The sequence below is a fragment of the Streptomyces sp. NPDC090798 genome, from assembly GCF_044768965.1.
Taxonomy (GTDB): Bacteria; Actinomycetota; Actinomycetes; order Streptomycetales; family Streptomycetaceae; genus Streptomyces.
Map to the genome: position 1 here is coordinate 30,280 of NZ_JBIVXA010000022.1, position 22,391 is coordinate 52,670.

Below are 22,391 nucleotides of genomic sequence, written 5' to 3' on the forward strand. Positions count from 1 at the left end.
AGGGCCGGACCTCACCGCGTTCCGCCGCCGTTCACGAGAGGGCCGGACCCCACCGCGTTCCTGTACCGCTCAGTCGTGCGGACGCGCCCGCAGCAGAAGCAGCGCCACGTCGTCGGGCCGCTCCTGCGTCACCGCCCCGCTCTGCTCGACGAGACTGTCGGCCAGCGCGTTCAACGGCAGGTCACCGCCCTCGGTGAGTTTCCGGCCGAGGTCGGCCAGGGCGTCCTCGATGTCCACGCCGGGCGACTCGATCAGACCGTCGGTGTAAAGGGCGAGGACCGAACCGGGGACGAGCGGCACCTCGGTCGTCGGATACGTGGCGGACGCGTCGATACCCAGCAGTGGCCCACCGGCCAGGTCGAGCACCCGCACCCGCCCGTCCGGCCGCAACAGCAGCGGGGGCGGATGACCCGCGCGCGACATGACGGCCACCTCGCGCGCCGGGTCGAGACGCATGTAGAGACAGCTCGCGAACAGCTCGGCCCCCAGGTCGATCAGCAGCCGGTTGGTGCTGCGCATGACCCCCTCCGGCGGCTGGCCGACGGTCGTGTACGCCCGTACGGCCGTGCGGATCTGCCCCATCAGGCCCGCCGCCGTCACGTTGTGCCCCTGCACGTCACCGATGACCGCCGCGGCCAGACCGTGCGAGGGCATCAGGTCGTAGAAGTCCCCGCCGATCTCCATCCCCTGATTGGCCGGGAGATAGCGTGCGGCCGCCTCGATCGAGGGCAGCGAAGGCAACGAGTGCGGCAACAGCGCGGCCTGCAGACCGTGCGCCAGCTGGAGCTTGGTGTCGTAGAGCAGGGCCCGCTCCAGAGCCTGCGCGATCAGACCGCAGAGGCTGGTCAGCACGGCACGCTCGTCCGCCGGGAAGGTGTGCGCCTCCGCGTACCCGAGGACGCAGGTGCCCACCGGACGCCCGGACGCGATCAGCGGCAGATACGCCCACGCCGCCATGCCGTCGGGTGTCGCGCTGCGGTCCGGGTAGAGGCGCTCCAGCTGCTGGCGGGAGTCGAAGAACGCCGGCAGCCCGGTCTTCAGTGCCTGGGTGCCCGGGGTCTGCGCGCTCAGCGGCACCCCGTGCCAGCGCTCCACGATGTGCGCGTCCGCGTACCCCCGGTGGCCGAGCACGTGCAGGCGGCCGGAGCGCGAGCCGAGGATGACCAGGGCCTTGCTGCCGACGGCCGGCGCGATCTCGTCCGCCACCAGCTGCACCACGTCTTCGACGCCGGCCGCCTGGGTGAGCGCGCCGGCCAGGCTCAGCACCTGGGAGATGGTCACCAGACGCCGGGTGGTGTCGTCCTGCCCGTGCCGTGATTCGACGCGCCCCATCTCGGCCACCGACCGGGCCCGGGAGATGCGCACGCTCAGCCCGGTCCTACTCGGATAGAGCCGGAACGACAGCCAGTCGCCGGGGGGCCGCAGCGCCACGAACGACGTCACGTGCTGGCTGATCAGCGCGGCCCGGTAACGATCCTCGTAGACGGGGTCGTTGAGCCAGGGCACCGACGCCCACAGCTGGGTGCCCGGCAGCCCGCTGGCCGGGACGCCGAGCATGTCGGCCGTCGCGGAGTTGGCGAAGCTGATCCGGCCGTTCAGATCCAGCGCGCACAGCCCGTACGGCAACCGCGCCACCATCCGCGCCGCCTCCACCGTGCCGAGCACGCCGGTGGCCGGCGCCGCGGACGACGCCAGCAGATCCGGCTCGGGGTGGACCGGACGCCGCTCCGCCGCCGCCCGCTCCAGACGCAGCGCGAGCCGGGCGCAGGACGCGGTGAGATGGTCGCGTTCCCGGTCGGAGAGGTCCAGCGGATGCGAGCCTGGCCAGGTCACGAAGACGGCGCCGTACACGGTGCCCGCGGTCGCCACCGGGAGGGCGGCCAGCGCGAAGGGGTACGGCAGGACCATGGCGATCCGCGGGAAGCGGCGGGCCATCTCCTCCTCGCCGCCGACCCAGACCAGCCGCCGCTCCCGCACCGCCACGGCGACCGGGATCGGCGCGTTGAGCCCCACCCGCTCCCACGGTGCCGCGAACGACCTGGGCATGCCCGCCATGACCGCCATCTCCAGCACGGGCTCATCCGGCGTCAGCAGGTACACCGCCCCGGAGTGGGCGTGGACCTCCTCCAGCAGCGAGGCCAGCGTCAGCGACAGCAGCGGCCGTCCGACCGGCATCGGCCGACCCGCCGGCGCCTGCTCGGACCCCTGCCAGTCGGACACGCCGACCACCTCCTCGCAGGGCCGCGCTACGGGACTTCAGGGATCAAGGCTCCCTCGCGACGGCCCTTCCCGCACGGCGAGCGCCACCCGCGGCACAGGGTGCCGCGTCCGGGCTCCGCCGCAGGCCCGACGACCCCGGAACGGTCACAGGGGCTGCGCGAGCGCCCCGGAAGCGCTGTAATTGCGGACGTGGTCAGTGAGGGCGCGGCGGAACGCGGAAAGAGGACGCTGCGTGCCGAACTTGCCCTCAAGACGCCCACCCCTGACCTGGACCCGCGCGAGCGACTGCGCCGTGTCCTCGAACTGGCACTCGTCTTCGCGGGCGCGGCCGTCGTCGCGGTGTACTCGCCCACCGAGCGCGGCGACAAGCTGTACCTGTCGGAGTCGGCAGGCGTCCCCAGGACGTTCTACGGCCTGCGCGACAGCTATGTCCTGACCGGCGGCTCCCCGGCGGTGGAGGCGTACCGCTCGGGCCGACCGCTGTGGCTCGGTCCGCCGGAGATCGCCCGCTGCGCCGACGCCCGCAGGCTGCCGTCCCAGGACTTCTGGCTGGCCGTCCTGCCCCTGCCGGACGGCGGCTGCCTCGTGGCGGCCGGCGAGCGCGCGGGCGGCTTCGACGAGGAGGACCGGGAGTGCCTCGGTCTGATCGCCGAGGCCGCCTTCTGCCCCGCGCCCGGCTCGCCTCGCGACACCGCCGCCCGGCCCACCAGCTCGTTCGACCTCGCCATGGACACCGGACGCCTCGAGGTCGACGGCGAGACGCTGGAACTGTTCGGCCTCGACCCGGCCGAGTTCGACGGCAAGGTCGAGAGCCTGCTGTCGTTGACCGTCCCCGAGGACCTGCCCACGCTGATGTCCGTGGTGGAGGCGGACCACATGTCCATCGGCGACCGCGAGCTGGAGTTCCGCATCCTCCAGCCCTCCGGAGAGCCGAAGTGGCTACGGCTGCGCGCCCGTTTCGTGCCCGGCGGAGAGGGGCGTCCCGCGCACCTCGTGGGCACGGTGGCCGACGCCTCCAAGCTGCGCTCCGGTGTCAGCGACGTGGCCCGCGTCCAGCGGCTCGCCGCGGCCCTCGCCACCGCGGGCACCGTCCGTGACGTCGGCCGGGCCGTGGTGGCGGCGCTGCGGCGCCCCCTGCGGGCCGACCGGATCGCCCTCGCCGAACTGGAGGGCGACCGTCTCGTCGTCACCCTCCTGGACCCGCCCGAACCGGACGCCTGGCCAGAGCTGTGGCGCTCCGAGTGGCGTTCGGAGTGGCCCGACGCGCCCGTACGCGCCATGCCCACGCTGGAGGCGGCCCTCATCGAGGGACGCCCCGTCGTCTGGGCCGCCGGAGCACCCCTGGAACCGGCGCTCGCCGACGTCGGTCCCGGCGGTCTCGCCATCCTGCCGCTGCCCGCCGGCGGCCGGATGGCGGGCGCCTGTCTGATCGGCTGGGACGACCCGCACGAGTTCGGCACCGACGAGCGCGCGCTGCTCACCGCGTCCGCGGGCCTCGCGGGCCAGGCCCTGACACGCGCCCGCGCCTTCGACGCCGAACACGAGCTGGTCGGCATGCTCCAGCGCTCCCTGCTGCCGCGGCGCCTGCCCCGGCTCCCCGGCGCGGTCGCCGTCGCCCGCTATCTGCCCACCACGGCGGGCCTGGAGGTCGGCGGCGACTGGTACGACGTGATCCCGCTGCCCGACAACCACGTCGCCCTCGTCATCGGCGACGTCCAGGGCCACAACGCCCAGGCGGCCACCCTGATGGGCCAGATGCGCACGGCCCTGCGCGCGTACGCCATCGAGGGCCACCCCCCGGACGTCGTCGTGCAGCACGCCAACCGACTCCTCATGGACCTGGAGACCGACCTCTTCGTCACGTGCTGCTACGTCGACGTGGACCTGGAGGAGGGCACCGCCTGGTGCGTACGCGCCGGGCACCACCCGCCCGTGCTGCGCCACCCGGACGGCACAACGGAGGTCACCATGTCCGAGGGCGGACCACCACTGGGCGTCGTCACCCAGGCCGACTTCCCGATGAGCCCGCTGCGACTCCAGCTCGGCACGGTCCTCGCCCTGACCACGGACGGTCTCGTCGAGTCCGCCGAGGTCGACATCGAGGACGGACTGAACCGGCTGGCCGGCGAACTGACCGCGTCCGACCCCGCCCACCTCGGCGTGGTGGCCGACGGACTGCTCACGGGCGCCAACCGCAGCGACGACGTGGCCCTCCTCCTGATGCGCTACGACGGTCTGGCGACCCGCCCGCTGCGGGAGAGCTGGACGGTGTGGCGCGTCCCGGAGGCGGTCCGGCACGCCCGCCGCTTCACCCGGCGCACCCTGCGCTCCTGGGGAGTGCCCGACGACAGCATGGACGGCGCGCTCCTCGTCGTCTCCGAACTCGTCACCAACGCCCTCGTACACACCGACGGCCAGGTCAGGCTCGACATCACCCTCATCAACCACCGCCTGCGGATCTCCGTCGCCGACACCTCACCCCGTACGCCCGTCAAGCCCACCAGCATCGGCTGGGAGGCCACCGGCGGCCGCGGCGTCCTCCTCGTCGAGGCCATGTCGGCGACCTGGGGCACCGTGCCGGTCAGCGGCGGCAAGCAGGTGTGGAGCGAAATCCCGCTGGACTGAAGGGGATAGGGTCGGGCACCAGGTGCCCCTGGGGGCGGGGGCCGGTCTGCACACGGGGGCATCGAGCATGGTGAAGACACCTGAGCGGATATGGGAGGAAGCCGACCTGGCCGCACGGCGGCTGGCCGGGCTGGCGCTCAACCCCTCCACCCCGCAGGACGTCCTGCTGCGGCTGCTCGCCGACGGTCCGGCGGCGGTACGGATGGTGCTGTGCCGGGACCGGGTGCTGCCCGACGCCGTCGTGGACGCGGTGATCGAGCACCCCGACACGTACACCCGCAGCTTCTTCGCCCGCAATCCCCACGTCGATCCGGCCCAGCGGGTACGACTGATCGACGATCCGGAGTGGTTCGTCCGCGCGCACCTCGCCGATGGGCCCCGGATGCCCTTCCAGCTCCGGCCCGAGCCACTGGCCGACGAGGCCCTCGTCCACATGATCAGGACGTACGGGAACGACGAACTCGCCGGTGTCTTCTACCAGCAGATCTCCACCGAGCTGCTGCGGACGATGCACACACACCCGGACGCGAAGGTCCGCCGCTGGGGGGTCGGCGCGTGGGAGTGGCTGTCCGCCGACGCGCGGGCCGCGCTGCTGGCGGACCCCGACGAGGGCGTGCGGGACAGGGCGCTGTTGCACACCCACAACGAGGATGCGGCCTGGCTGGAGAGCGCGCTGCCCGCCAAGCCCTGTCACGCACGCACGGGCATGCTGTGCAACCTGCCCCTCACCAGAGCCGTCGTGGACCTTGTCCTGACCGCTCCGGCCAGTGACGACGAGCGGGCGATGATCGCCCGCAACCCCAGCCTCCCCGCCGATGTGGTGGTCCTGCTGGCCGCCGATCCGGATCCGGAGGTGCGGGAGGGCATCGCGTACCGCGCGGACCTCGGCCCCGCCGAACGCCGTGTGCTCGCCGTGGACCCCGACCCCGAGGTGCGGCTCGCGCTGTCCCTGCACCCAGCGCTGAGCGAGGAGGAGCGGGCCGCGATCGACTACGAGGTGCCCATGGACTGCGGTTTCTCTCACTGGCCCGCACCATGGGTGCCACGAGCCCCCGAGGACGTCCGCCGGGACGCCCTCTCGGCCCATCCGATGCTGCGCAGGAAGGCGGCCGGAGTCCACTCGCTCCCGCCGGACCTCGTGGCACGCCTGGCCGACGACGAGGACCTCGGTGTACGCGTCACGCTCGCCCAGAACCATCCCGACGCCCCCGCGGCCCTGCTGCTGCGCAGTTTCCTCGAGTACACCGGTCGCGACCGCTCACACCTCGCCACCCGGCCGAACTTCCCGGCCACCCGACTGGCCGCCTTCGCCGACCACGAGGACCCCGAGGTCAGAGCCCTGGCCGTGCGCGACCCCGAGACAGCGCCGGCCGTCGTGGAACGCCTCACCAGGGACCCGGACCCCGCCGTACGGGCCGCGGCGGCGCGCCACCCGAACCTCCCGCGGCCCCGGCTGACGGAACTCCTCGACGACGAGGAGCTGGCTCATCCGGCCGCCGCGAACCCCGCGTTGGACGTGGCGGAGATACGGCGGCTGGCGCGGACGCTCGGGGACCCGGCCGGCTCCTCCGTGGATACGCTGATGTGAACGTCCGGCCCGGTCGGCTGTTCCAGTTCATCGACTCCGAGGCGTACGGGCCGATGATCGGACGGTAGTTGAACATCGGCCGGGGACGACACGTGAGAGAGAGTATGGGAACCCCACTCACCGTCTCTCCACCGCTGGAGCGGCCCGAAACGCGTGGCCGCCACCAGGTGCTGGGCCTTGACGGGCTCCGCGGTCTGGCCGCGCTGTACGTCGTGTTCTTCCACTGCTGGCTTCTGACCATGCCGGGCTTTCCCGAGAACTCGGGTCCCGCCTGGCTGGGCTGGCTGATGTACGGGCGTCTCGCCGTGGTCTTCTTCCTGGTGCTGTCCGGTTTCTCCCTGGCCATCTCGCCGGCGCGCAACGGTTGGCAGCTGGGCGGCGTTTCCCGGTTCCTGCGGCGGCGCGCGTGGCGCATCCTGCCTCCCTACTGGGCGGCACTCGCGTTGAGCCTGGCGGTCGCCCGGTTCGTGGTGCCCGCCTCGCACTTCGGACCGCCGACCGGCTCATCGATCCTGGTGTACGGCTTCCTGGTCCAGGACATATTCACGGCTCCCACACCGAACGGGGCCTTCTGGTCGATCGGCGTGGAGGCGGAGCTCTATCTCGTCTTTCCGCTCCTCCTCCTCGTCCGACGGCGGCTGGGCGCGGTCGTCCTGGTCGCGGGCGTGACACTCCTGGTCGTCGTACGCGGCCTGCTGGCGCCGAACGCGTCCCCGGTGGAAGGCGTGAACTGGCTGACCCCGAACCTCGCCCCCGTGTTCGTCGCGGGTCTGGTGGGGGCGGGAATCGTGGTCGCGACGGAGAAGGTCCGGCGCCTGCCGTGGCATTGGCTCGCCGCCCTGGCCGCCTTGCCGGTTGTGGCCCTTGTCGTCATCAAGGGGTCGGCGTGGACGGTGGACCACTATTTCTGGGTCGATCTCGCCGTCGCGCCCGCCATGACGATGATCATCGTGGCGGTTGCCACCGGCAGGCCCGCCGTCCTCATGCGGCTCCTGGCCACGCGCCCCATGCGCGGCCTCGGCGACTTCTCCTACAGCCTCTACCTGGTTCACCTGCCGATCGTCATGATCGTCTGCCGGAAGGTGGCCCCACGTTTCGTATCGCCGGGTCTGCCAGCGTTCTGGTTCACGCTGACACTGGCGCTGCCCGCCTCGGTCCTGGGAGCGTGGCTGTTCGCCAAGCTGTTCGAGCTGCCGTTCAAGCGGAACCGATCATGGAAGTCCATGTTCTCGGCCGGGCGCGCCGTGACACGACCGGACTCCTCGCGGTGACACGACCGCGCTCCTAGGGTGAGTGCCGTGCGTCTGCTTCTGATGTCCGACACCCACCTGCCCAAGCGCGCCAAGGCACTGCCGCCGCAGCTGATGGCCGAACTCCCGCACGCCGACGTCGTCGTCCACGCCGGCGACTGGGTGGACACCGCCACCCTCGATCTGCTGGAGGAGCGGGCGCACAGGCTCGTCGGGGTGTACGGCAACAACGACGGCCCGGCCCTGCGCGCCCGCCTCCCCGAGGTCGCCCGCGTCGACCTGGACGGTCTGCGTCTCGGTGTCGTGCACGAGACCGGTACCGCCCAGGGCCGCGAGCGGCGCTGCGCCGAGCGCTACCCCGACCTCGACGTCCTGGTCTTCGGACACAGCCACATCCCCTGGGACACCACCACCGAGACGGGCCTGCGCCTGCTCAACCCGGGCTCCCCGACCGACCGCCGCCGCCAGCCGCACCACACGTACATGACCGCGACCGTGACCGAAGGACAGCTGACCGAGGTGACCCTGCACCGCGTCGACCCCGGCTGAGGCACTCAGGCGTGCCGGTGGCGTCGTATGCGCACGAAGACCAGTGCCAGGACGGCGGTGGCCACCGCGACCGCCACGCGCTTGGCGACCGGAGGTCCGGCGGTCCGCAACAGGTCGATCGGTTCGACTGGTTGGACCGGTTGGACCGGCTGGACCGGTTGGACCGGGTCCGGCTGGCCTGGTTGGGCATGTTGGACCGGTTGGAGTGGTTCGACCGGCTCGGGTGGCTCGGTCCGTTCGGCCGGTTCTTCGAGGCGCCGCGCCAGACACTCCGCGAACTGTCCGACCAGCTTGTCGCCCACCTCCGCCATGACGCCGCGACCGAACTGCGCCGGACGCCCCGTGACGGTCAGATCGGTCCGCACCGACACCGCCGTGCCGCCGTCGCGTTCGGCGAGCGTGCCCGTGACCGTGGCCCGTGCGGTGCCCTGGCCGCGGGTCTCCTTGCCGCTCGCGATCAGTACCATCCGGTGCGCGGACTCGTCCTGTTCCTCGAAGACGGCGGTGCCCCGGTACGTCACCGTGATGGGCCCCACCTTGACCTTCACCGAACCGGTCACGGTCTTGCCGTCGTAGTCGTCCACCGTCGCGCCCGGCATGCACGGGGCGATCCGTTCGACGTCGAGGAGCGCCCGCCAGGCGTCGTCGACGGCAACGGGGACGGTGAACTCATGATGCAATTCCATGCTGCTCTCCTCCAGGCACATCGACGGGTCCGGCAGGCATATCGACCGGTACGGGATGGATCGCCCCGCCCGTCGCCGTCAGCGGAGCCCCGCTGCCGCCCCACCGCAGTGCGACGATCTCCGCGGCGACGGACACGGCCACCTCCTCCGGCGTACGGGCTCCGAGGTCGAGCCCGACCGGCGAGCGCAGCCGGGACAGCTCGCCCTCCGACAGACCGGCGTCGATGAGCCGCTTCCTGCGGTCGTCGTGGGTGCGACGGCTGCCCATCGCCCCGATGTACGCGGCCGGGCGGCGCAGCGCCTCCTCCAGCAGGGGCACGTCGAACTTCGGGTCGTGGGTCAGGACGCAGATCACCGTGCGCGCGTCGGTCGTCGTACCCCGCAGATAGCGGTGCGGCCAGTCCACGACGACCTCCACTCCCGCCGGGAACCGTTTCGCGGTGGCGAAGACCGGGCGGGCGTCGCACACCGTGACCCGGTAGCCGAGGAAGTCCCCGATGCGGGCCACCGCCGCCGCGTAGTCGATCGCGCCGAAGACCAGCATGCGCGGGGGCGGGGCGAAGGAATGGAGGAAGACGGTCACGGCGTCCTCGCGGCGCTCGCCGTGCGCTCCGTAGTGCCGCCGGATCGTGGCGCCCTGGGCCAGTTCACCGCGGGCGTCGGCGGTGACGGCCACGTCCAGACCGGTGGAGCCCAGCGAACCGGCCACCTCGTCCGGCCACACCGCGAGCGTGGCCCCGAGCGGCGCCGGCCCCTCGATCACCGTCGCCACCGTCACGGGCCGGCCGGCGGCCACCGAGTCGGCCACCGCGGCGAAGGAGGGGTCCTCGGCGGGCGTCACCCGGCGGATGAGCAGGGTGATCTCGCCGCCGCAGGTGAGCCCCACGGCGAACGCGTCCTCGTCGCTGTACCCGAAGGTCTCCAGGCGGGTCTCGCCGGACGCCACCACCTCCTGGGCCAACTCGAAGACCGCCCCCTCGACACAGCCGCCGGACACACTGCCCACGACCTCGTCGCCGGGCCCCACGGCCATGGCGGCGCCCGGGTCCCGGGGCGCGCTGCGGCTGACCGCGACCACCGTGGCGAGCCCGAAGGGGGAGCCCGCCGCGTACCACCGCTCCAGCGCCGGGAGGATCTCACGCATCACTCGCTCCGCTCACCACAGGGTGCGTCCCACTCAAGAGTCCGCTCCTCTCACCACCGCCGCCAGCCGCTCCAGCGCGGCCGGACTGTGTCCCTCGACGAACGCGTCCACGCTCGGCAGCGCCGCGGCCATCCCGCCGGCCAGGGGCGCGTATCCGGGGCGGGCCTTGCGCGGGTTCGCCCAGATCACCCGGTGCGCGAGCCGGTGCAGGCGGCGCATCTGCTCCGCGAGCAGGGACGGATCGCCACGCTCCCACCCGTCGGACAGCAGGACGACCACCGCGCCGCGCGCCATGCCCCGCCGCCCCCACCGGTCCAGGAAGCCGCGCAGCATCTCACCCAGCCGGGTGCCGCCACGCCAGTCCGGAACCGCCACCGCGAGCGCGGCCATGGCCGTGTCGGGATCGCGGTGCGCCAGTTCACGGGTCACCCGGGTCAGCCGAGTACCGATCGTGAAGACCTCCGTGCGGGTGCCCCGCGTGCGGGGGCCGTGGAGGGCCGCGTGCGCGAAACGCAGCAGCGCGTCCGCGTACGGCCCCATCGAGCCGCTCACGTCCACGAGCAGCACCACCCGGCGCGGCCGGTCCGCTCGCGCCCGGTGCCGCAGCCGCGCCGGCTCCCCGCCGCCGCGCAGCAACTCCCGTACGGTGCGCCGTGGATCAACGGTGCCCCGCCGGGCCGGATGCCGCCGCGCGGTGCGCCGGGCCTCGCCGCGCAGGGTGAACGCGGCCCGCAGCCGCCGCAGTTGGTCGCGCTCGGCGGCGGTCAGTTCGGCGAAGTCCCGGTGGCGCAGTACGTCGGTGGAGTCGGCCAGCACGGCCACGGGTACGGCGTCCTCGGTCCGCGCCGGCGGGCGGGGGACCGTACCGGCGCCGCGCGGCACCGTCCGGGCCCGCGGTGGGGGAGCGGACCGGGCCGGGGCACCGCCGGGCCGGCCGCCGAAGTACGCCGCGAAGACCCGCTCGTAGCGCTCCAGGTCGTCCTGGCTCCCGCACAGGGTGAGACGGCCCGCCCAGTACACGTCCGAGCGCGCACCGGGATCGAGCACGCCGAGCGCGCCCAGGAAGGCCTGCACGCGGTCGGGCGCGGCGTCGACGCCCGCGGCGCGCAACGCCCGGGCGAACCCGACGACCACGGCGGACGCGTCGAGGGCGCGCCGTTGTCCCACCTCGTCCCCGCGGCTCCTGCCGTCCCTGCTGTCCCTGCCGTTCACGCTGTTCACGTCTCCCGCGCCGCGAGGATCGCCGACAGATCCAGGCCCCGCGCCCGTTCGGCGTCCTCCCGGTACTTCAGCACCGACCCCAGGGTCGCCACCGCCAGCTCCGCGTCCACCTCGCTCGCCCCCAGCGCGTCCAGGGCCTCCGCCCAGTCGATGGTCTCCGCGACCCCGGGCGGCTTGACCAGGTCCTCGGCGCGCAGGGCCTGCGCGAGTGCCGTCACCTGCTCGGCCAGCCGCTCCGTGACCTGCGGCAACCGCCTCCGAACGATGGCGAGTTCCCGGGTGAACCCGGGATGGTCGAACCAGTGGTAGAGGCACCTGCGCTTCAGCGCGTCGTGCACTTCCCGCGTCCGGTTCGAGGTGAGCACCACGACGGGCGGCAACTGCGCCCGCAGGGTGCCCAGTTCCGGAATGGTGATCGTGTACTCGGACAGCAACTCCAGCAGGAACGCCTCGAACTCGTCGTCCGCGCGGTCGATCTCGTCGACCAGCAGTACCGACGGCTGGGTCTCCAGCGCCCGCAGCAGCGGACGCGTGACCAGGAACCGCCGGTCGTACAGCTCCCCTTCGAGCCGGTCGGCATCCGTCACGCCCGCCGCCTCGGCCGCCCGCAGGTGCAGCAACTGACGCGGGAAGTCCCAGTCGTACAGGGCCTGGGAGGCGTCGATGCCCTCGTAGCACTGGAGCCGGATCAGCGGGGCGTCCATGGCTTCGGCCAGGGCGGACGCGAGCGCGGTCTTGCCCACGCCCGCGTCACCCTCACAGAACAGCGGCCGGTGCAGCCGCAGCGCCAGGAAGCAGGCCACGGCCAGCCCGTCGTCGACGAGATACCCCGTCTTCTCCAGGCGGGCCCGCACCTCCGCCGGACCGCTCACCTCGTGCATGGGCGCTACTCCAGGGCGGCCAGCACCGCGCGTCGCGTGAGCACCCGGGCCAGGTGCGCGCGGTACTCGGGTGAGCCCGAGGGATCGGACGAGGGGTGCGTGCCCTCCGCCGCCGCCTCGGCGGCCCGTGCCACCGCGCCCGGTTCGGCGTCGGCGCCGGTGAGCGCCGCCTCGGTCGACGTGGCCCGCAGGGGCGTGGAGCCCATGTTGGTCAGCCCGATCCGGGACTCGGCGAGGTGTCCGTCGTCCCGCCGGACGAGCGCCGCCACGCCGACCACCGCCCAGGCCTGCGCGGCCCGCTGGAACTTCTCGTAGTGGAAGCCCCAGTCCTCGGTCGACGGGATCTCCACCTGCACCAGCAGTTCGTCCGGGCGCAGCGCGGTCTGCAGATAGTCGAGGAAGAACTCGCGGGCCGGGATCGCGCGCCGCCCGTCCGGTCCCACCGCGATCAGGGTCGCGTCGAGCGCGAGGACCACGGCGGGCAGGTCACCGGCCGGATCGGCGTGCGCGAGCGAACCGCCGAGGGTGCCGCGATGGCGTACGGCGGGATCGGCGACCGTGGCGGTGGCCGCCGCCAGCAGTCCGGCGTGCCGGCGCACCAGCGGGTCGCGGATGACGTCGTGGTGCGAGGTCATCGCGCCGATGACCAGAGTGCCGGCGTCCTCGCGGATCCCGCGCAGCTCCGGGATCCGGCCGACGTCGACGACCAGTTCGGGGAAGGCGAGCCGCAGCCGGAGCAGGGGCAGCAGGCTCTGCCCGCCGGCCAGCACCTTCGCGTCCTCGCCCGCGTCCGCGAGGGTGCGCACGGCCTCGTCGACGCTAGCGGGCCGCGTGTAGTCGAATGCGGGGGGAATCATGCCGACGCCTCCCCTCCGGAGCGGGCGGACCCGTCGGCCGCCCGAGCGGACCGCAGGGCTTCCCAGACCCGTTGTGGCGTGCAGGGCATCCTCACCTCGGTCACTCCGAGCGGGCGCAGCGCGTCCACGATCGCGTTGACGACGGCGGGCGTGGAGGCGATGGTCCCCGACTCCCCGACTCCCTTGGAACCCAGGGGATTCGATGTCGCCGGTGTCTCCGTCCGGTCCGTCACGAACTCGGGCAGGTCGGCCGCCGTGGGCACGAGGTAGTCGGCCATCGTGCCCGAGACGAGGTTGCCCTCGTCGTCGTACACGGCCTCCTCGTACAGCGCCTGCGCGATGCCCTGCGCGACCCCGCCGTGCACCTGCCCCTCGACGATCATCGGGTTGATGACGCTGCCGACGTCGTCGACGCACACGTACGAGCGGATGGTGGTGCGTCCGGTCTCGGTGTCGACCTCGACCGCGCACAGGTGGGTGCCGTGCGGGTAGGAGAAGTTGTCCGGGTCGAGCAGGTGCTCGGCGTTGATGGTGGGCTCCATGCCGTCGGGCAGGTCGTGCGAGGAGAACGTCTCGAACGCGACCTCCTGGATGGTCCTGCGCGCCTCGGGGGAGCCCTTCACGCAGAACACGCCGTGTGTGAACTCCAGGTCGTGCTCGCTCGCCTCCAGCAGATGCGCGGCCACCTTCCGGGCCTTCTCCACCACCTTCTGCGCCGCGTGGTGCACCGCGGCCCCGCCCACGACGAGCGAGCGCGAGCCGTAGGTGTCCATGCCCTGGGGCGCCGCCCTGGTGTCTCCGTGCACCACCTCGATGTCCTCGAAGGGCACCCCGAGCACATCGGCGGCGATCTGGCTCCAGCAGGTCACATGGCCCTGCCCGTGCGGGCTGGTGCCGGTGACCACCTCGACCTTGCCGGTGGGCAGCATGCGGATGCTCGCCGCCTCCCAGCCCCCGGCCGCGTACCGCAGGTCACGCAGCACCCGGCTGGGCGCGAGCCCGCACATCTCGGTGTACGTGGACACGCCGATGCCCAGGCGTACCAAGTCGCCGCGCTGGTTGCGGTCCGCCTGCTCGGCGCGCAGCTTGTCGTACCCGAAGAGGGCGAGCGCCTTGTCCGTGGCGGCCTCGTAGTTGCCGCTGTCGTAGGTCAGACCGGCGATGGACGTGTACGGGAACTCCTCGTGCGCGATCCAGTTGCGCCGCCTCAACTCGACCGGATCCAGGCCGAGTTCGACAGCCAGCTCGTCCATGATCCGTTCGATGGCGTACGTCGCCTCGGGGCGCCCCGCGCCGCGGTAGGCATCGGTCGGCGTCCTGGTCGTGAAGACGCCGGTGCACGTGAAGTCGTACGCGTCCATCTTGTAGATCGCCGGGTACATGAAGGCGCCCAGGATCGGGATGCCCGGGGTGACGAGCATCAGATAGGCGCCCATGTCGGCGAGGAGGTCGACCTTGAGGCCGAGCAGCCTGCCCTCGCTCGTGGCGGCGATCTCGACGTCCTGGATCATGCCGCGGCCGTGGTGGGTCGCGAGATAGCCCTCGGAGCGCGACTCGGTCCACTTCACGGGCCGTCCGAGCCGCCGGGCGACGGCGAGGGCGAGGGCCTCCTCGCCGTACACCTGGAGCTTGGAGCCGAAGCCGCCGCCGACATCGGGTGCGATCACGCGCAGCTTCTGCTCGGGGATGCCGGTGACGACGGCGAGCATGATCCGCAGGATGTGCGGGATCTGCGTGGCCGAGTAGACGGTGTACTCGCCGGAGGCGGCGAGCGGGGTGACCACGACGGCGCGCGGCTCCATCGCGTTGGGGATCAGGCGCTGCTGGAGGTAGCGGCGCTTGAGGACGACGTCCGCGCGCTCCCGCACGGCTGCGTAGTTCTCGCCGGTGGCCAGCGGCCAGACGTAGCAGCGGTTGGTGCCCTTGTCCGAGTGGACCAGCGGGGCGTCCTCGGCGAGGGCGGCCTCCAGGTCGAGCACCGGTGGGAGGGGTGTGTAGTCGACCTCGACGGCCTCCAGGGCGTCGGCCGCCGCGTACCGGTCGCGGGCCACGACGACGGCCACCGGGTCTCCCGCGTACCGGACCTCGTCGACCGCGATCGGCGGGTGGTCGGGCAGCACGATGTCCTCGGTGACCGGCCAGGCGCAGGGAAGGGAGCCGAGGCCCTCGGCGAGGTCCCGGCCGGTGAACGCGGCGATCACGCCGGGGCGCTCCCGGGCGGGTGCGGCGTCGATCCGGTCGATCCGGGCGTGTGCCATGGGGCTGCGCAGGATGGCCAGATGGAGCAGTCCGTTGACGTTGATGTTGTCGGTCCAGTTGGTCTGCCCGGTGACCAGACGGGCGTCCTCCTTGCGCGGCCGGGAGCGGCCGACCTCGCGTTCGACGATCTGGTCCGTCACGGCGAGACCTCCTGTCCGGAGGCGGCGAGGACCGCGCGGACGATGTTCTGGTAACCGGTGCACCGGCAGAGGTTGCCCTCCAGGGCCTCCCGTACCTCCTGCGGGCCCGGGGCCGGGTTCTCGCGCAGCAGATCGCGGGCCGCCATGATCATCCCGGGGGTGCAGTAGCCGCACTGGAGCGCGTGCCGTTCGTGGAACGCCTTCTGGAGCGCGTGCCACTCACCGTCGTGCGCCAGCCCCTGGATGGTGGTCACTTCGCTCCCGTCCGCCTGGACGGCGAGGACCGAGCAGCTCTTGACGCTCTCCCCGTCCAGGTCGACCGTGCAGGCCCCGCAGTTCGACGTGTCGCAGCCGATCGGGGTGCCGGTCAGGCCAAGGTGGTCGCGCAGATAGTGGACCAGGAGAAGGCGGGGTTCGACCTCGTCCTCGTACGTGGTGCCGTCCACCTTCACCGAAATGCGGGTCATGTGCCCTCCCGGGGAGCCAGGTGAGGGGTTTCAGCCATTTTACGTGGTGTGCGTCACTCTAGGGCCGGGCGGGGAGGGCGGCGAGTGCTGCGGCGGGGATTTGTTGAGCGTTAATCCGTTGCTGAGGGCCGAGGCCGCCTGCTGCACTGGCGGGGACGCGTCCACCAAGATCAGGGAGCAGCAATGCGCACACCGTTCATGTCCACCCAGGAAGGAATCACTCCCACTTCAAAGGACATGACACCCGGTGCATATGCTCAACCTGGGAATCCTGGCGCACGTAGACGCCGGTAAGACAAGCCTGACCGAGCGGCTGCTGCACTCGGTCGGAGTCATCGACGAGATCGGCAGTGTCGACGACGGGAACACCCAGACCGATTCCCTCGCGCTGGAGCGGCAGCGCGGTATCACGATCAAGTCCGCCGTGGTCTCGTTCACGGTCGGCGACGTGACCGTCAATCTGATCGACACGCCGGGACACCCGGACTTCATCGCCGAGGTGGAGCGCGTGCTGAGCGTGCTCGACGGCGCCGTGCTGGTGATCTCCGCCGTGGAGGGCGTGCAGGCGCAGACCCGTGTGCTGATGCGGACGCTCCGGCGGCTGCGCATTCCCACGCTCGTCTTCGTCAACAAGATCGACCGCGGCGGGGCGAGCTGCGAGCGCGTGCTCGACGCCGTCGCGGCGCGGCTCACACCGGCGATCGTCCCCATGGGCGAGGTCCGGGCGCAGGGCACGCGGGACGCCCGCTTCGGGCTGTTCGACGAGGCACGGCAGGGCGCGCCGCTGCTCGACCTGCTCTCCGGGCACGACGACGCGCTGCTCGCCGCGTACGTCGAGGGCCGGGTGTCGTACGACCTGATCCGCGCCGCTCTGGTGCGGCAGACCGGACAGGCCCTGGTCCATCCCGTGTTCTTCGGCTCGGCCGTGACGGGCGCCGGGGTCGACGAACTGATCACGGGGATCAAGGAGTTGCTGCCGCGCGCCGAGGCCGATGTCGACGGCCCGGTGTCGGGCAGCGTCTTCAAGGTCGAGCGTGGGCCAGCCGGGGAGAAGATCGCGTACGCCCGGATGTTCTCCGGGACGCTGCGGACGCGCGACCGGCTGCCTCTGGGTGATGGCCAGGAGGGCAGGGTCACCGCGATCAGTGTCTTCGACCGGGGTGCGGCGGCGCGCGAGCGGTCCGTGGCCGCGGGGCGGATCGGCAAGCTCTGGGGCCTCGCGGACATCCGTATCGGCGACACCATCGGCGTACCGCGGAAGTCGTCGGCCGGCGAGCACCACTTCGCGCCCCCGACCCTCGAAACCGTCGTCGAACCCTGCCGTCCGGCCGACAAGGGCGCGCTGCACGGCGCCCTCACCCAATTGGCCGAGCAGGACCCTCTGATCGATCTGCGCCAGGACGAGACGCGCAAGGAGATCTCCGTGTCGCTCTACGGAGAGGTGCAGAAAGAGGTCATCCAGGCGACTCTGGCCGATGAGTTCGGCATCGACGTCCTGTTCCGCGAGACGACACCCCTGTGCATCGAGCGGCCCCTCGGCAGCGGCGCGGCGGTCGAGTTCAACAAGAAGGACCCCAATCCCTTTCTCGCGACCGTCGGCCTGCGTATCGATCCGGCCCCGGTCGGCTCCGGGGTGGAGTTCCGGCTGGAGGTCGAGCTCGGAGCGATGCCGTACGCGTTCTTCAAGGCGGTCGAGGACACCGTGAAGGAGACGCTCGCGCAGGGAATCCACGGCTGGCAGGTGACGGACTGCACGGTCGCCATGACCCACTCCGGCTATTCACCCCGGCAGAGCCACGCCCACCAGGGCTTCGACAAGAGCATGTCCAGCACGGGCGCCGACTTCCGGGGCCTGACCCCACTGGTGGTGATGGACGCGCTGCGGGCGGCGGGCACCCAGGTGTACGAGCCGATGCACCGCTTCAGGCTGGAGGCCCCGGCGGACACGCTCGGCGCGGTGCTGCCGGTGCTGGCGAAACAGGGAGCCGTCGTGGGGAGCACCGAGCTGCGGGGCGCTTCGTACGTGCTGGAGGGCCGGATCCCGGTCGCCCGGGTCCATGGGCTGGAGCGGCAGCTCCCGGGGCTGACCCGCGGCGAGGGCGAGCTGGAATGCGTCTTCGACCACTACGCACCGGTCCTGCGCGGCACGGTCCCCGACCGCCCGCGCACCGACCTCAACCCGCTGGACCGCAAGGAGTACCTGCTGAACGTGACGCGGAGGGTCGGCGCCTGAGCCCGCACACGGCGACACGCCTCCCAAAAAGATCTCCAGAAGCTGAAACTTACTCCGGAGTCAGAAGTATTGACGCCGTCTTGCGTAACGGTGACTGTTGTGGACATGTCGAAGTTACGTGCGCGTCTGCTCGGCGTCCTCGTACTCCTCACCGGCTTCCTCTCGGCGGCGGGCGCCCAGCCCGCCGCCGCGGACGGACTCCCCGACTCCCTGTGGTTCGACGCGCCGTCGGCGGCCACCCTCACGGTCGACAAGGGCCGCTTCCTCGACGGACTCGGCCGTGAGGTCGTCCTGCGCGGCTACAACGTCTCCGGCGAGACGAAACTCGAAGAGAACAGCGGTCTGCCCTTCGCCTCGGTCGCCGACGCCAAGAAGTCCGCGACGGCCCTGCGGGCCCTCGGCGGCGGCAACTCCGTGCGCTTCCTGCTCTCCTGGGCCCATGCCGAACCCGTACGCGGCCAGGTCGACTCCGCCTATCTCGCCGCCGTCACCGACCAGATACGCGCCTTCCTCGACGCCGGAATCCGCGTGTATCCCGACTTCCATCAGGATCTCTACTCCCGCTACCTCTTCAATTCGGGCAGCTGGTACACCGGCGACGGAGCCCCCAAGTGGGCCGTGGACGCCGGGAACTACCCGGGCGAGTCCTGCGGGATCTGCATCTTCTGGGGCCAGAACATCACCCAGAACGGTGCCGTGAAGCAGGCGCAGTACGACTTCTGGCACAACGCGTACGGCGTCCAGGACGCCTTCCTCACCACGGCCCAGGCCACCATGACCTATGTCAGACAGCACCTCACCACGGCCCAGTTCGCCGGCCTCGTCGGCTTCGACCCGTTCAACGAGCCGTACGCGGGCACCTACGACTCCGGGCAGACCAGCCGTACCTGGGAGCGGGACCTGCTCTGGCCGTTCTATGTGAAGTTCCGCTCCCGGATGGACGCGGCCGGCTGGCAGGACAAGCCCGCCTTCGTCGAGGCCAACCTCTTCTGGAACTCCAACATCGACTCCCAGAAGCAGGAGGGCGGCCTGCTCGACGCGGGCACCCTCGGCCCGCGCTATGTCTTCAACACCCACTTCTACGACCAGAAGGCCATCTCGGGCATCCTCATGTGGGGCAATGCCGCGGACGGCCAGTACGCCACCGACTTCGGGACGGTCCGCGACCGCGCCTCGAGCGCGGGGACGACGGCGATCGTCAGCGAGTTCGGCCATCCGTTGTCGGGAACGGTCTCCGGCAAGGCCCCGACCGTCGACAAGGCCATGTATCAGGCCCTCGACTCCCGCCTGCCGGGCGCCACTTGGTGGACGAAACCGGCGTCCTCCGGGCCGGTGCTCTCCGGCACCCAGTGGCAGTGGGACATCTACAGCGGCCGCCATCACGAGCTGATGAACGGCAACGCGAGCAAGGTCCTCACCTCCGGCGACGCCTGGAACGACGAGGACCTCTCGGCCGTGGGCCTCGACGACTCCGGCACGGCTGTGCTCCGTCAGGACGCCCGCCTGCTCGACCGGCTCTATCCGAGCGCGACCTCGGGCAGCACGGTCGCCTTCACCTACGAGGACCGCTCCCGGGACGGCTCCACCACCCTGACCTGGAACCCGGTTCCGTCGTCCCTGCCGCACGTCTCCCAGCTGGTGGGATCGGGCCAGTACGGGCTGCTCCTGTGGCGCTCGGGCGGCGGCAGCGCTCCCACCGAACTCCATCTCCCGGCGTCCTTCCCGACCGTCTCCACGACGGTGGTCTCCGATCTCGGGGCGACGATCTCCCCGCCCGCCTACACCACGACCACCCCGATCGCCGTGGCCCCCGAGCCGGGCGGCGCCGGCAGTCGCCGACTGCTGCTCACCGCACCGGACTCGGGAACCCTGCACTACGCGCTGGTCACGAACGGGGCGACGGCACCGTCCGCCGATCTGCTGAGCGCGGCCCGTTCCGAACTGAGCTCATGGGCCGCGTCGGCGGTCAACTAGTCGCAGGACCCGTCCAGTTCGCCTCCACATGGCCGAGGCGAACACGCTGGGGGTGGTCGCCGACCGGCACCGACACCGTCTTCTGCCCCGTGGCGAAGTCGATGGCGGTGACCTGGTCGGCGCCGCTCTCGGAGACGATGCAGTCCTTGCCGTCACCGCTGACGGTCGCCCAGTACGGCTTCGAGGCGGTGACGAGCGGGCCCTCCTGGAGGGTGGCCCGGTCGACGACGGTCGCGTAGTCGTCCATCGTTCCGGCGACGCACAGTTTGGTGCCGGACGGGTTCATCGAAATGCCGTGGTGGCGCGAGTCGTTGACCCAGGTGGTGCGGTCGGTGCTGGTCGCGGGGTTCATCGGCAGGGTCTTCACCCGGGTGATCCGGTCGGAGGCCACGTCGTACTCCAGGAAGCCGTTGAAGAACGACACCTGGAAGTACAGCTTGGACTCGTCGGGGCTGAAGACGGCGGGCCGGACCGCGTCGGAGAAGTCCGTGAGACCGATCGCGTCCAGCCGCTGCCGCATGTCGATCACCTTGACCTGCTTGTAGGTGGTCGCGTCGACGACGGTGATGTGCCGGTCGCCCTTCGTCCAGTCCAGCCACGGGTCGTCGAGCGAGGTGTTCACATCGCCGATGGCCATGTTCCAGATGTACTTGCCGTCCCGCGTGAAGATGTTCTCGTGCGGCTTGTCGCCGGTGGCGAAGGAGCCCAGCTGCTTACCCGTGTTGATGTCGAGCACGTGCACGGTGTTCGCGGTCGACGCGGAGACCGCGACGCGGGTGCCGTCGGGGGAGACGGCCATGTGGTCGGATCGGTAACCAGCCACGGGGAAGCGCCAGTTGATGTTCCCCGTCGCCAGGTCGATCGAGACGACGTCGGCGAAGCTCGGGCGGGAAACGACCACTGACCTGCCGTCGGGCGTGGAGTACATGTCGTCGACGAACTGGTCGTGGCCCTCCCCGACGCCGTTGCGGATGGCCTGGAAGTAGATCCACTTGATCGGATCGGCGTTGATCTCCGCCATCCGCGCGTCCTTGTCCGGGACGACGTTGATCCGGCCGACCTTCGCGAAGTCACCGGTGGACTTGATGACGTCCGCGGTGCCGTCCCAGTTGTTGCCCACGAACATCACTTCGCGCAGGTCGGCCGCGACGGTCTGGGCGGCGGTCCGCGCGGAGGCCGCGGGCGCCGCACCGCCGAGGGTGAAGGTGAGGGCGACGGCGGCGGCGAGCGTACAGAGGTGTCTGGGTCTGAGGGCAGACATGGTGGGCCCCTTGTCGTAGGCGGGGGGTGCGGGTACCGAAAGTCTGAACACCACTGCGTTCAGAGTGGACTTACTGGAAAGTAAGGAAGGGGCGGCACTCTCCACAAGGGTCCGTGCACGACAAAATCATCGGAGGGACGAACCGGTTCGTCCCTCCGGCGAGGGAGGAACGCGTGGCGGGCAGGATCAAACAGCCGACCGGCCGTTACGGAGGCAGGACCGCCGCGGAACGGCAGGCCGAGCGACGCTCACGCTTCCTTACCGCCGCGCTCCAACTCTTCGGTGACAGCCCGGGGTTCAGATCCACGACCATCGCGGCGCTGAGCGAGGCGGCGGGACTGTCGACGCGTCAGTTCTACGAGGAGTTCCACACCCTCGAGGACGTGCTGGCCGCCCTCCATCTCCAGGTCAACGACTGGGCCGAGGAGGCGGCTCTGGCCGCTCTCGCCGACGCCGGGGACCTGCCGCTCGCCGAGCGCGCCACCGCGATCTTCCGCGCCTACGCCGCGAACGTGACGGCGGATCCGCGCCGCATCCGCATCACCTTCGTCGAGATCATCGGCGTCAGCCCGCGCCTGGAGGAGCAGCGGCTCGCCCGCCGGGCGCGCTGGGTCGACTTCATCTGTGCCGAGGCGACCGCGGCGGCCGACCGCGGCGAGGCGGTGCCGCGCGACTACCGGATCGCCGCCACCGCCTTCATCGGCAGCGTCAACGGCCTTCTGCACGACTGGCGCGCGGGCTGGGTGGACGCCACGCTCGACGAGGTGGTCGAGGAACTGGTCCGTCAACTGCTGGGGATCCTGCGGCCGGCGGGGTGGAACCCGCACGGGCCCAAAACCCCATGACGTGACCCCACCGTGGGCGCCGTGCGGGCCACCGGTCGAGGTGTCCTCGAACCCGGTGGTGAATCCCCGGAGATCACCGCCGGGTTCGGGACCCGCGCGCCGCTCCCCGTCCCCACGGGTTCGGGCGCGATTTCGGCGATGTGTTCGGCATCCGGTGGCAGCTGTTCAACGACCAGGAAGACATGCTGTCC

General features: G+C 71.5%; 16 protein-coding genes. 7 read left to right on the top strand and 9 right to left on the bottom strand.

What is annotated here, in order from left to right; translation table 11 throughout:
- Window positions 1–69: 69 nt before the first annotated feature.
- Entirely contained in the window at window positions 70–2,229 is a 2,160-nt protein-coding gene (locus ACIQTP_RS35800; RefSeq protein ID WP_403407828.1) for a SpoIIE family protein phosphatase, read from the bottom strand.
- Window positions 2,230–2,409: 180 nt separating this feature from the next.
- Here ACIQTP_RS35800 and ACIQTP_RS35805 point away from each other — a divergent pair, with 180 nt between their 5' ends.
- The 4 genes from ACIQTP_RS35805 (at window position 2,410) to ACIQTP_RS35820 (ending at window position 8,232) form a co-directional block, all read left to right on the top strand.
- On the top strand, window positions 2,410–4,845 hold the full coding sequence (locus tag ACIQTP_RS35805; RefSeq protein ID WP_403407830.1) for a SpoIIE family protein phosphatase: 2,436 nt from the start codon (window positions 2,410–2,412) through the stop codon (window positions 4,843–4,845).
- Window positions 4,846–4,912: 67 nt separating this feature from the next.
- Window positions 4,913–6,433, top strand: coding sequence for a HEAT repeat domain-containing protein (locus ACIQTP_RS35810; RefSeq protein ID WP_403407832.1), 1,521 nt, complete (start codon window positions 4,913–4,915; stop codon window positions 6,431–6,433).
- Window positions 6,434–6,537: 104 nt separating this feature from the next.
- Complete coding sequence (locus ACIQTP_RS35815; protein ID WP_403407834.1) at window positions 6,538–7,704, top strand: acyltransferase family protein; 1,167 nt, start codon at window positions 6,538–6,540, stop codon at window positions 7,702–7,704.
- 27 nt (window positions 7,705–7,731) lie between these two features.
- Complete coding sequence (locus tag ACIQTP_RS35820; protein ID WP_403407836.1) at window positions 7,732–8,232, top strand: metallophosphoesterase family protein; 501 nt, start codon at window positions 7,732–7,734, stop codon at window positions 8,230–8,232.
- 5 nt (window positions 8,233–8,237) lie between these two features.
- Here ACIQTP_RS35820 and ACIQTP_RS35825 read toward each other — a convergent pair whose 3' ends face one another.
- From ACIQTP_RS35825 to ACIQTP_RS35855, 7 genes are read right to left on the bottom strand one after another with little or no spacing between them, the layout of a single operon-like run.
- A complete protein-coding gene (locus tag ACIQTP_RS35825) occupies window positions 8,238–8,918 on the bottom strand; it encodes an SRPBCC family protein (RefSeq protein WP_403407838.1) in 681 nt (226 codons plus the stop codon).
- A complete protein-coding gene (locus ACIQTP_RS35830) occupies window positions 8,902–10,062 on the bottom strand; it encodes an XdhC family protein (RefSeq protein WP_403407840.1) in 1,161 nt (386 codons plus the stop codon). Before ACIQTP_RS35830 ends, ACIQTP_RS35825 begins: the two co-directional genes overlap by 17 nt.
- Before the next feature lie 33 nt (window positions 10,063–10,095).
- Window positions 10,096–11,229 (bottom strand): VWA domain-containing protein, encoded by a 1,134-nt coding sequence (locus ACIQTP_RS35835; RefSeq protein ID WP_403408054.1) that lies wholly within the window; start codon window positions 11,227–11,229, stop codon window positions 10,096–10,098.
- A gap of 50 nt (window positions 11,230–11,279) precedes the next feature.
- Window positions 11,280–12,164, bottom strand: a complete 885-nt coding sequence (locus ACIQTP_RS35840; protein WP_403407842.1) for an AAA family ATPase — start codon at window positions 12,162–12,164, stop codon at window positions 11,280–11,282.
- A 5-nt stretch (window positions 12,165–12,169) separates the two neighbouring features.
- On the bottom strand, window positions 12,170–13,021 hold the full coding sequence (locus ACIQTP_RS35845) for an FAD binding domain-containing protein (RefSeq protein WP_403407844.1): 852 nt from the start codon (window positions 13,019–13,021) through the stop codon (window positions 12,170–12,172).
- Window positions 13,018–15,420: a xanthine dehydrogenase family protein molybdopterin-binding subunit gene (locus ACIQTP_RS35850; RefSeq protein WP_403407846.1), complete on the bottom strand. Its 2,403-nt coding sequence runs from the start codon at window positions 15,418–15,420 to the stop codon at window positions 13,018–13,020. The genes ACIQTP_RS35845 and ACIQTP_RS35850 overlap by 4 nt, the downstream gene beginning before the upstream one ends.
- On the bottom strand, window positions 15,417–15,887 hold the full coding sequence (locus ACIQTP_RS35855) for a (2Fe-2S)-binding protein (protein ID WP_403407848.1): 471 nt from the start codon (window positions 15,885–15,887) through the stop codon (window positions 15,417–15,419). Before ACIQTP_RS35855 ends, ACIQTP_RS35850 begins: the two co-directional genes overlap by 4 nt.
- A gap of 247 nt (window positions 15,888–16,134) precedes the next feature.
- On the opposite strand from ACIQTP_RS35855, the gene ACIQTP_RS35860 reads away from it, so the two are divergent.
- Together ACIQTP_RS35860 and ACIQTP_RS35865 are read left to right on the top strand one after the other, a co-directional pair.
- Window positions 16,135–18,120 (top strand): GTP-binding protein, encoded by a 1,986-nt coding sequence (locus ACIQTP_RS35860; RefSeq protein ID WP_403407850.1) that lies wholly within the window; start codon window positions 16,135–16,137, stop codon window positions 18,118–18,120.
- Window positions 18,121–18,225: 105 nt separating this feature from the next.
- Complete coding sequence (locus tag ACIQTP_RS35865) at window positions 18,226–20,094, top strand: cellulase family glycosylhydrolase (RefSeq protein ID WP_403407852.1); 1,869 nt, start codon at window positions 18,226–18,228, stop codon at window positions 20,092–20,094.
- Here the strand turns inward: ACIQTP_RS35865 and ACIQTP_RS35870 are convergent.
- Window positions 20,087–21,355, bottom strand: coding sequence for a YncE family protein (locus ACIQTP_RS35870; RefSeq protein WP_403407854.1), 1,269 nt, complete (start codon window positions 21,353–21,355; stop codon window positions 20,087–20,089). The two genes, ACIQTP_RS35865 and ACIQTP_RS35870, sit on opposite strands and share 8 nt — an antisense overlap.
- 173 nt (window positions 21,356–21,528) lie before the next feature.
- On the opposite strand from ACIQTP_RS35870, the gene ACIQTP_RS35875 reads away from it, so the two are divergent.
- A complete protein-coding gene (locus ACIQTP_RS35875) occupies window positions 21,529–22,200 on the top strand; it encodes a TetR/AcrR family transcriptional regulator (protein WP_403407856.1) in 672 nt (223 codons plus the stop codon).
- Window positions 22,201–22,391: the final 191 nt, after the last annotated feature.

What these genes read in the sequence shown, in the direction of transcription:
- ACIQTP_RS35810 (WP_403407832.1), top strand. Translation starts at nt 4,913, where the DNA reads ATGGTGAAGACACCTGAGCGGATATGGGAGGAAGCCGACCTGGCCGCA.
- ACIQTP_RS35815 (WP_403407834.1), top strand. Translation starts at nt 6,538, where the DNA reads ATGGGAACCCCACTCACCGTCTCTCCACCGCTGGAGCGGCCCGAAACG.
- ACIQTP_RS35825 (WP_403407838.1), bottom strand. Translation starts at nt 8,918, where the DNA reads ATGGAATTGCATCATGAGTTCACCGTCCCCGTTGCCGTCGACGACGCC.
- ACIQTP_RS35830 (WP_403407840.1), bottom strand. Translation starts at nt 10,062, where the DNA reads ATGCGTGAGATCCTCCCGGCGCTGGAGCGGTGGTACGCGGCGGGCTCC.
- ACIQTP_RS35840 (WP_403407842.1), bottom strand. Translation starts at nt 12,164, where the DNA reads ATGCACGAGGTGAGCGGTCCGGCGGAGGTGCGGGCCCGCCTGGAGAAG.
- ACIQTP_RS35845 (WP_403407844.1), bottom strand. Translation starts at nt 13,021, where the DNA reads ATGATTCCCCCCGCATTCGACTACACGCGGCCCGCTAGCGTCGACGAG.
- ACIQTP_RS35855 (WP_403407848.1), bottom strand. Translation starts at nt 15,887, where the DNA reads ATGACCCGCATTTCGGTGAAGGTGGACGGCACCACGTACGAGGACGAG.
- ACIQTP_RS35865 (WP_403407852.1), top strand. Translation starts at nt 18,226, where the DNA reads ATGTCGAAGTTACGTGCGCGTCTGCTCGGCGTCCTCGTACTCCTCACC.
- ACIQTP_RS35870 (WP_403407854.1), bottom strand. Translation starts at nt 21,355, where the DNA reads ATGTCTGCCCTCAGACCCAGACACCTCTGTACGCTCGCCGCCGCCGTC.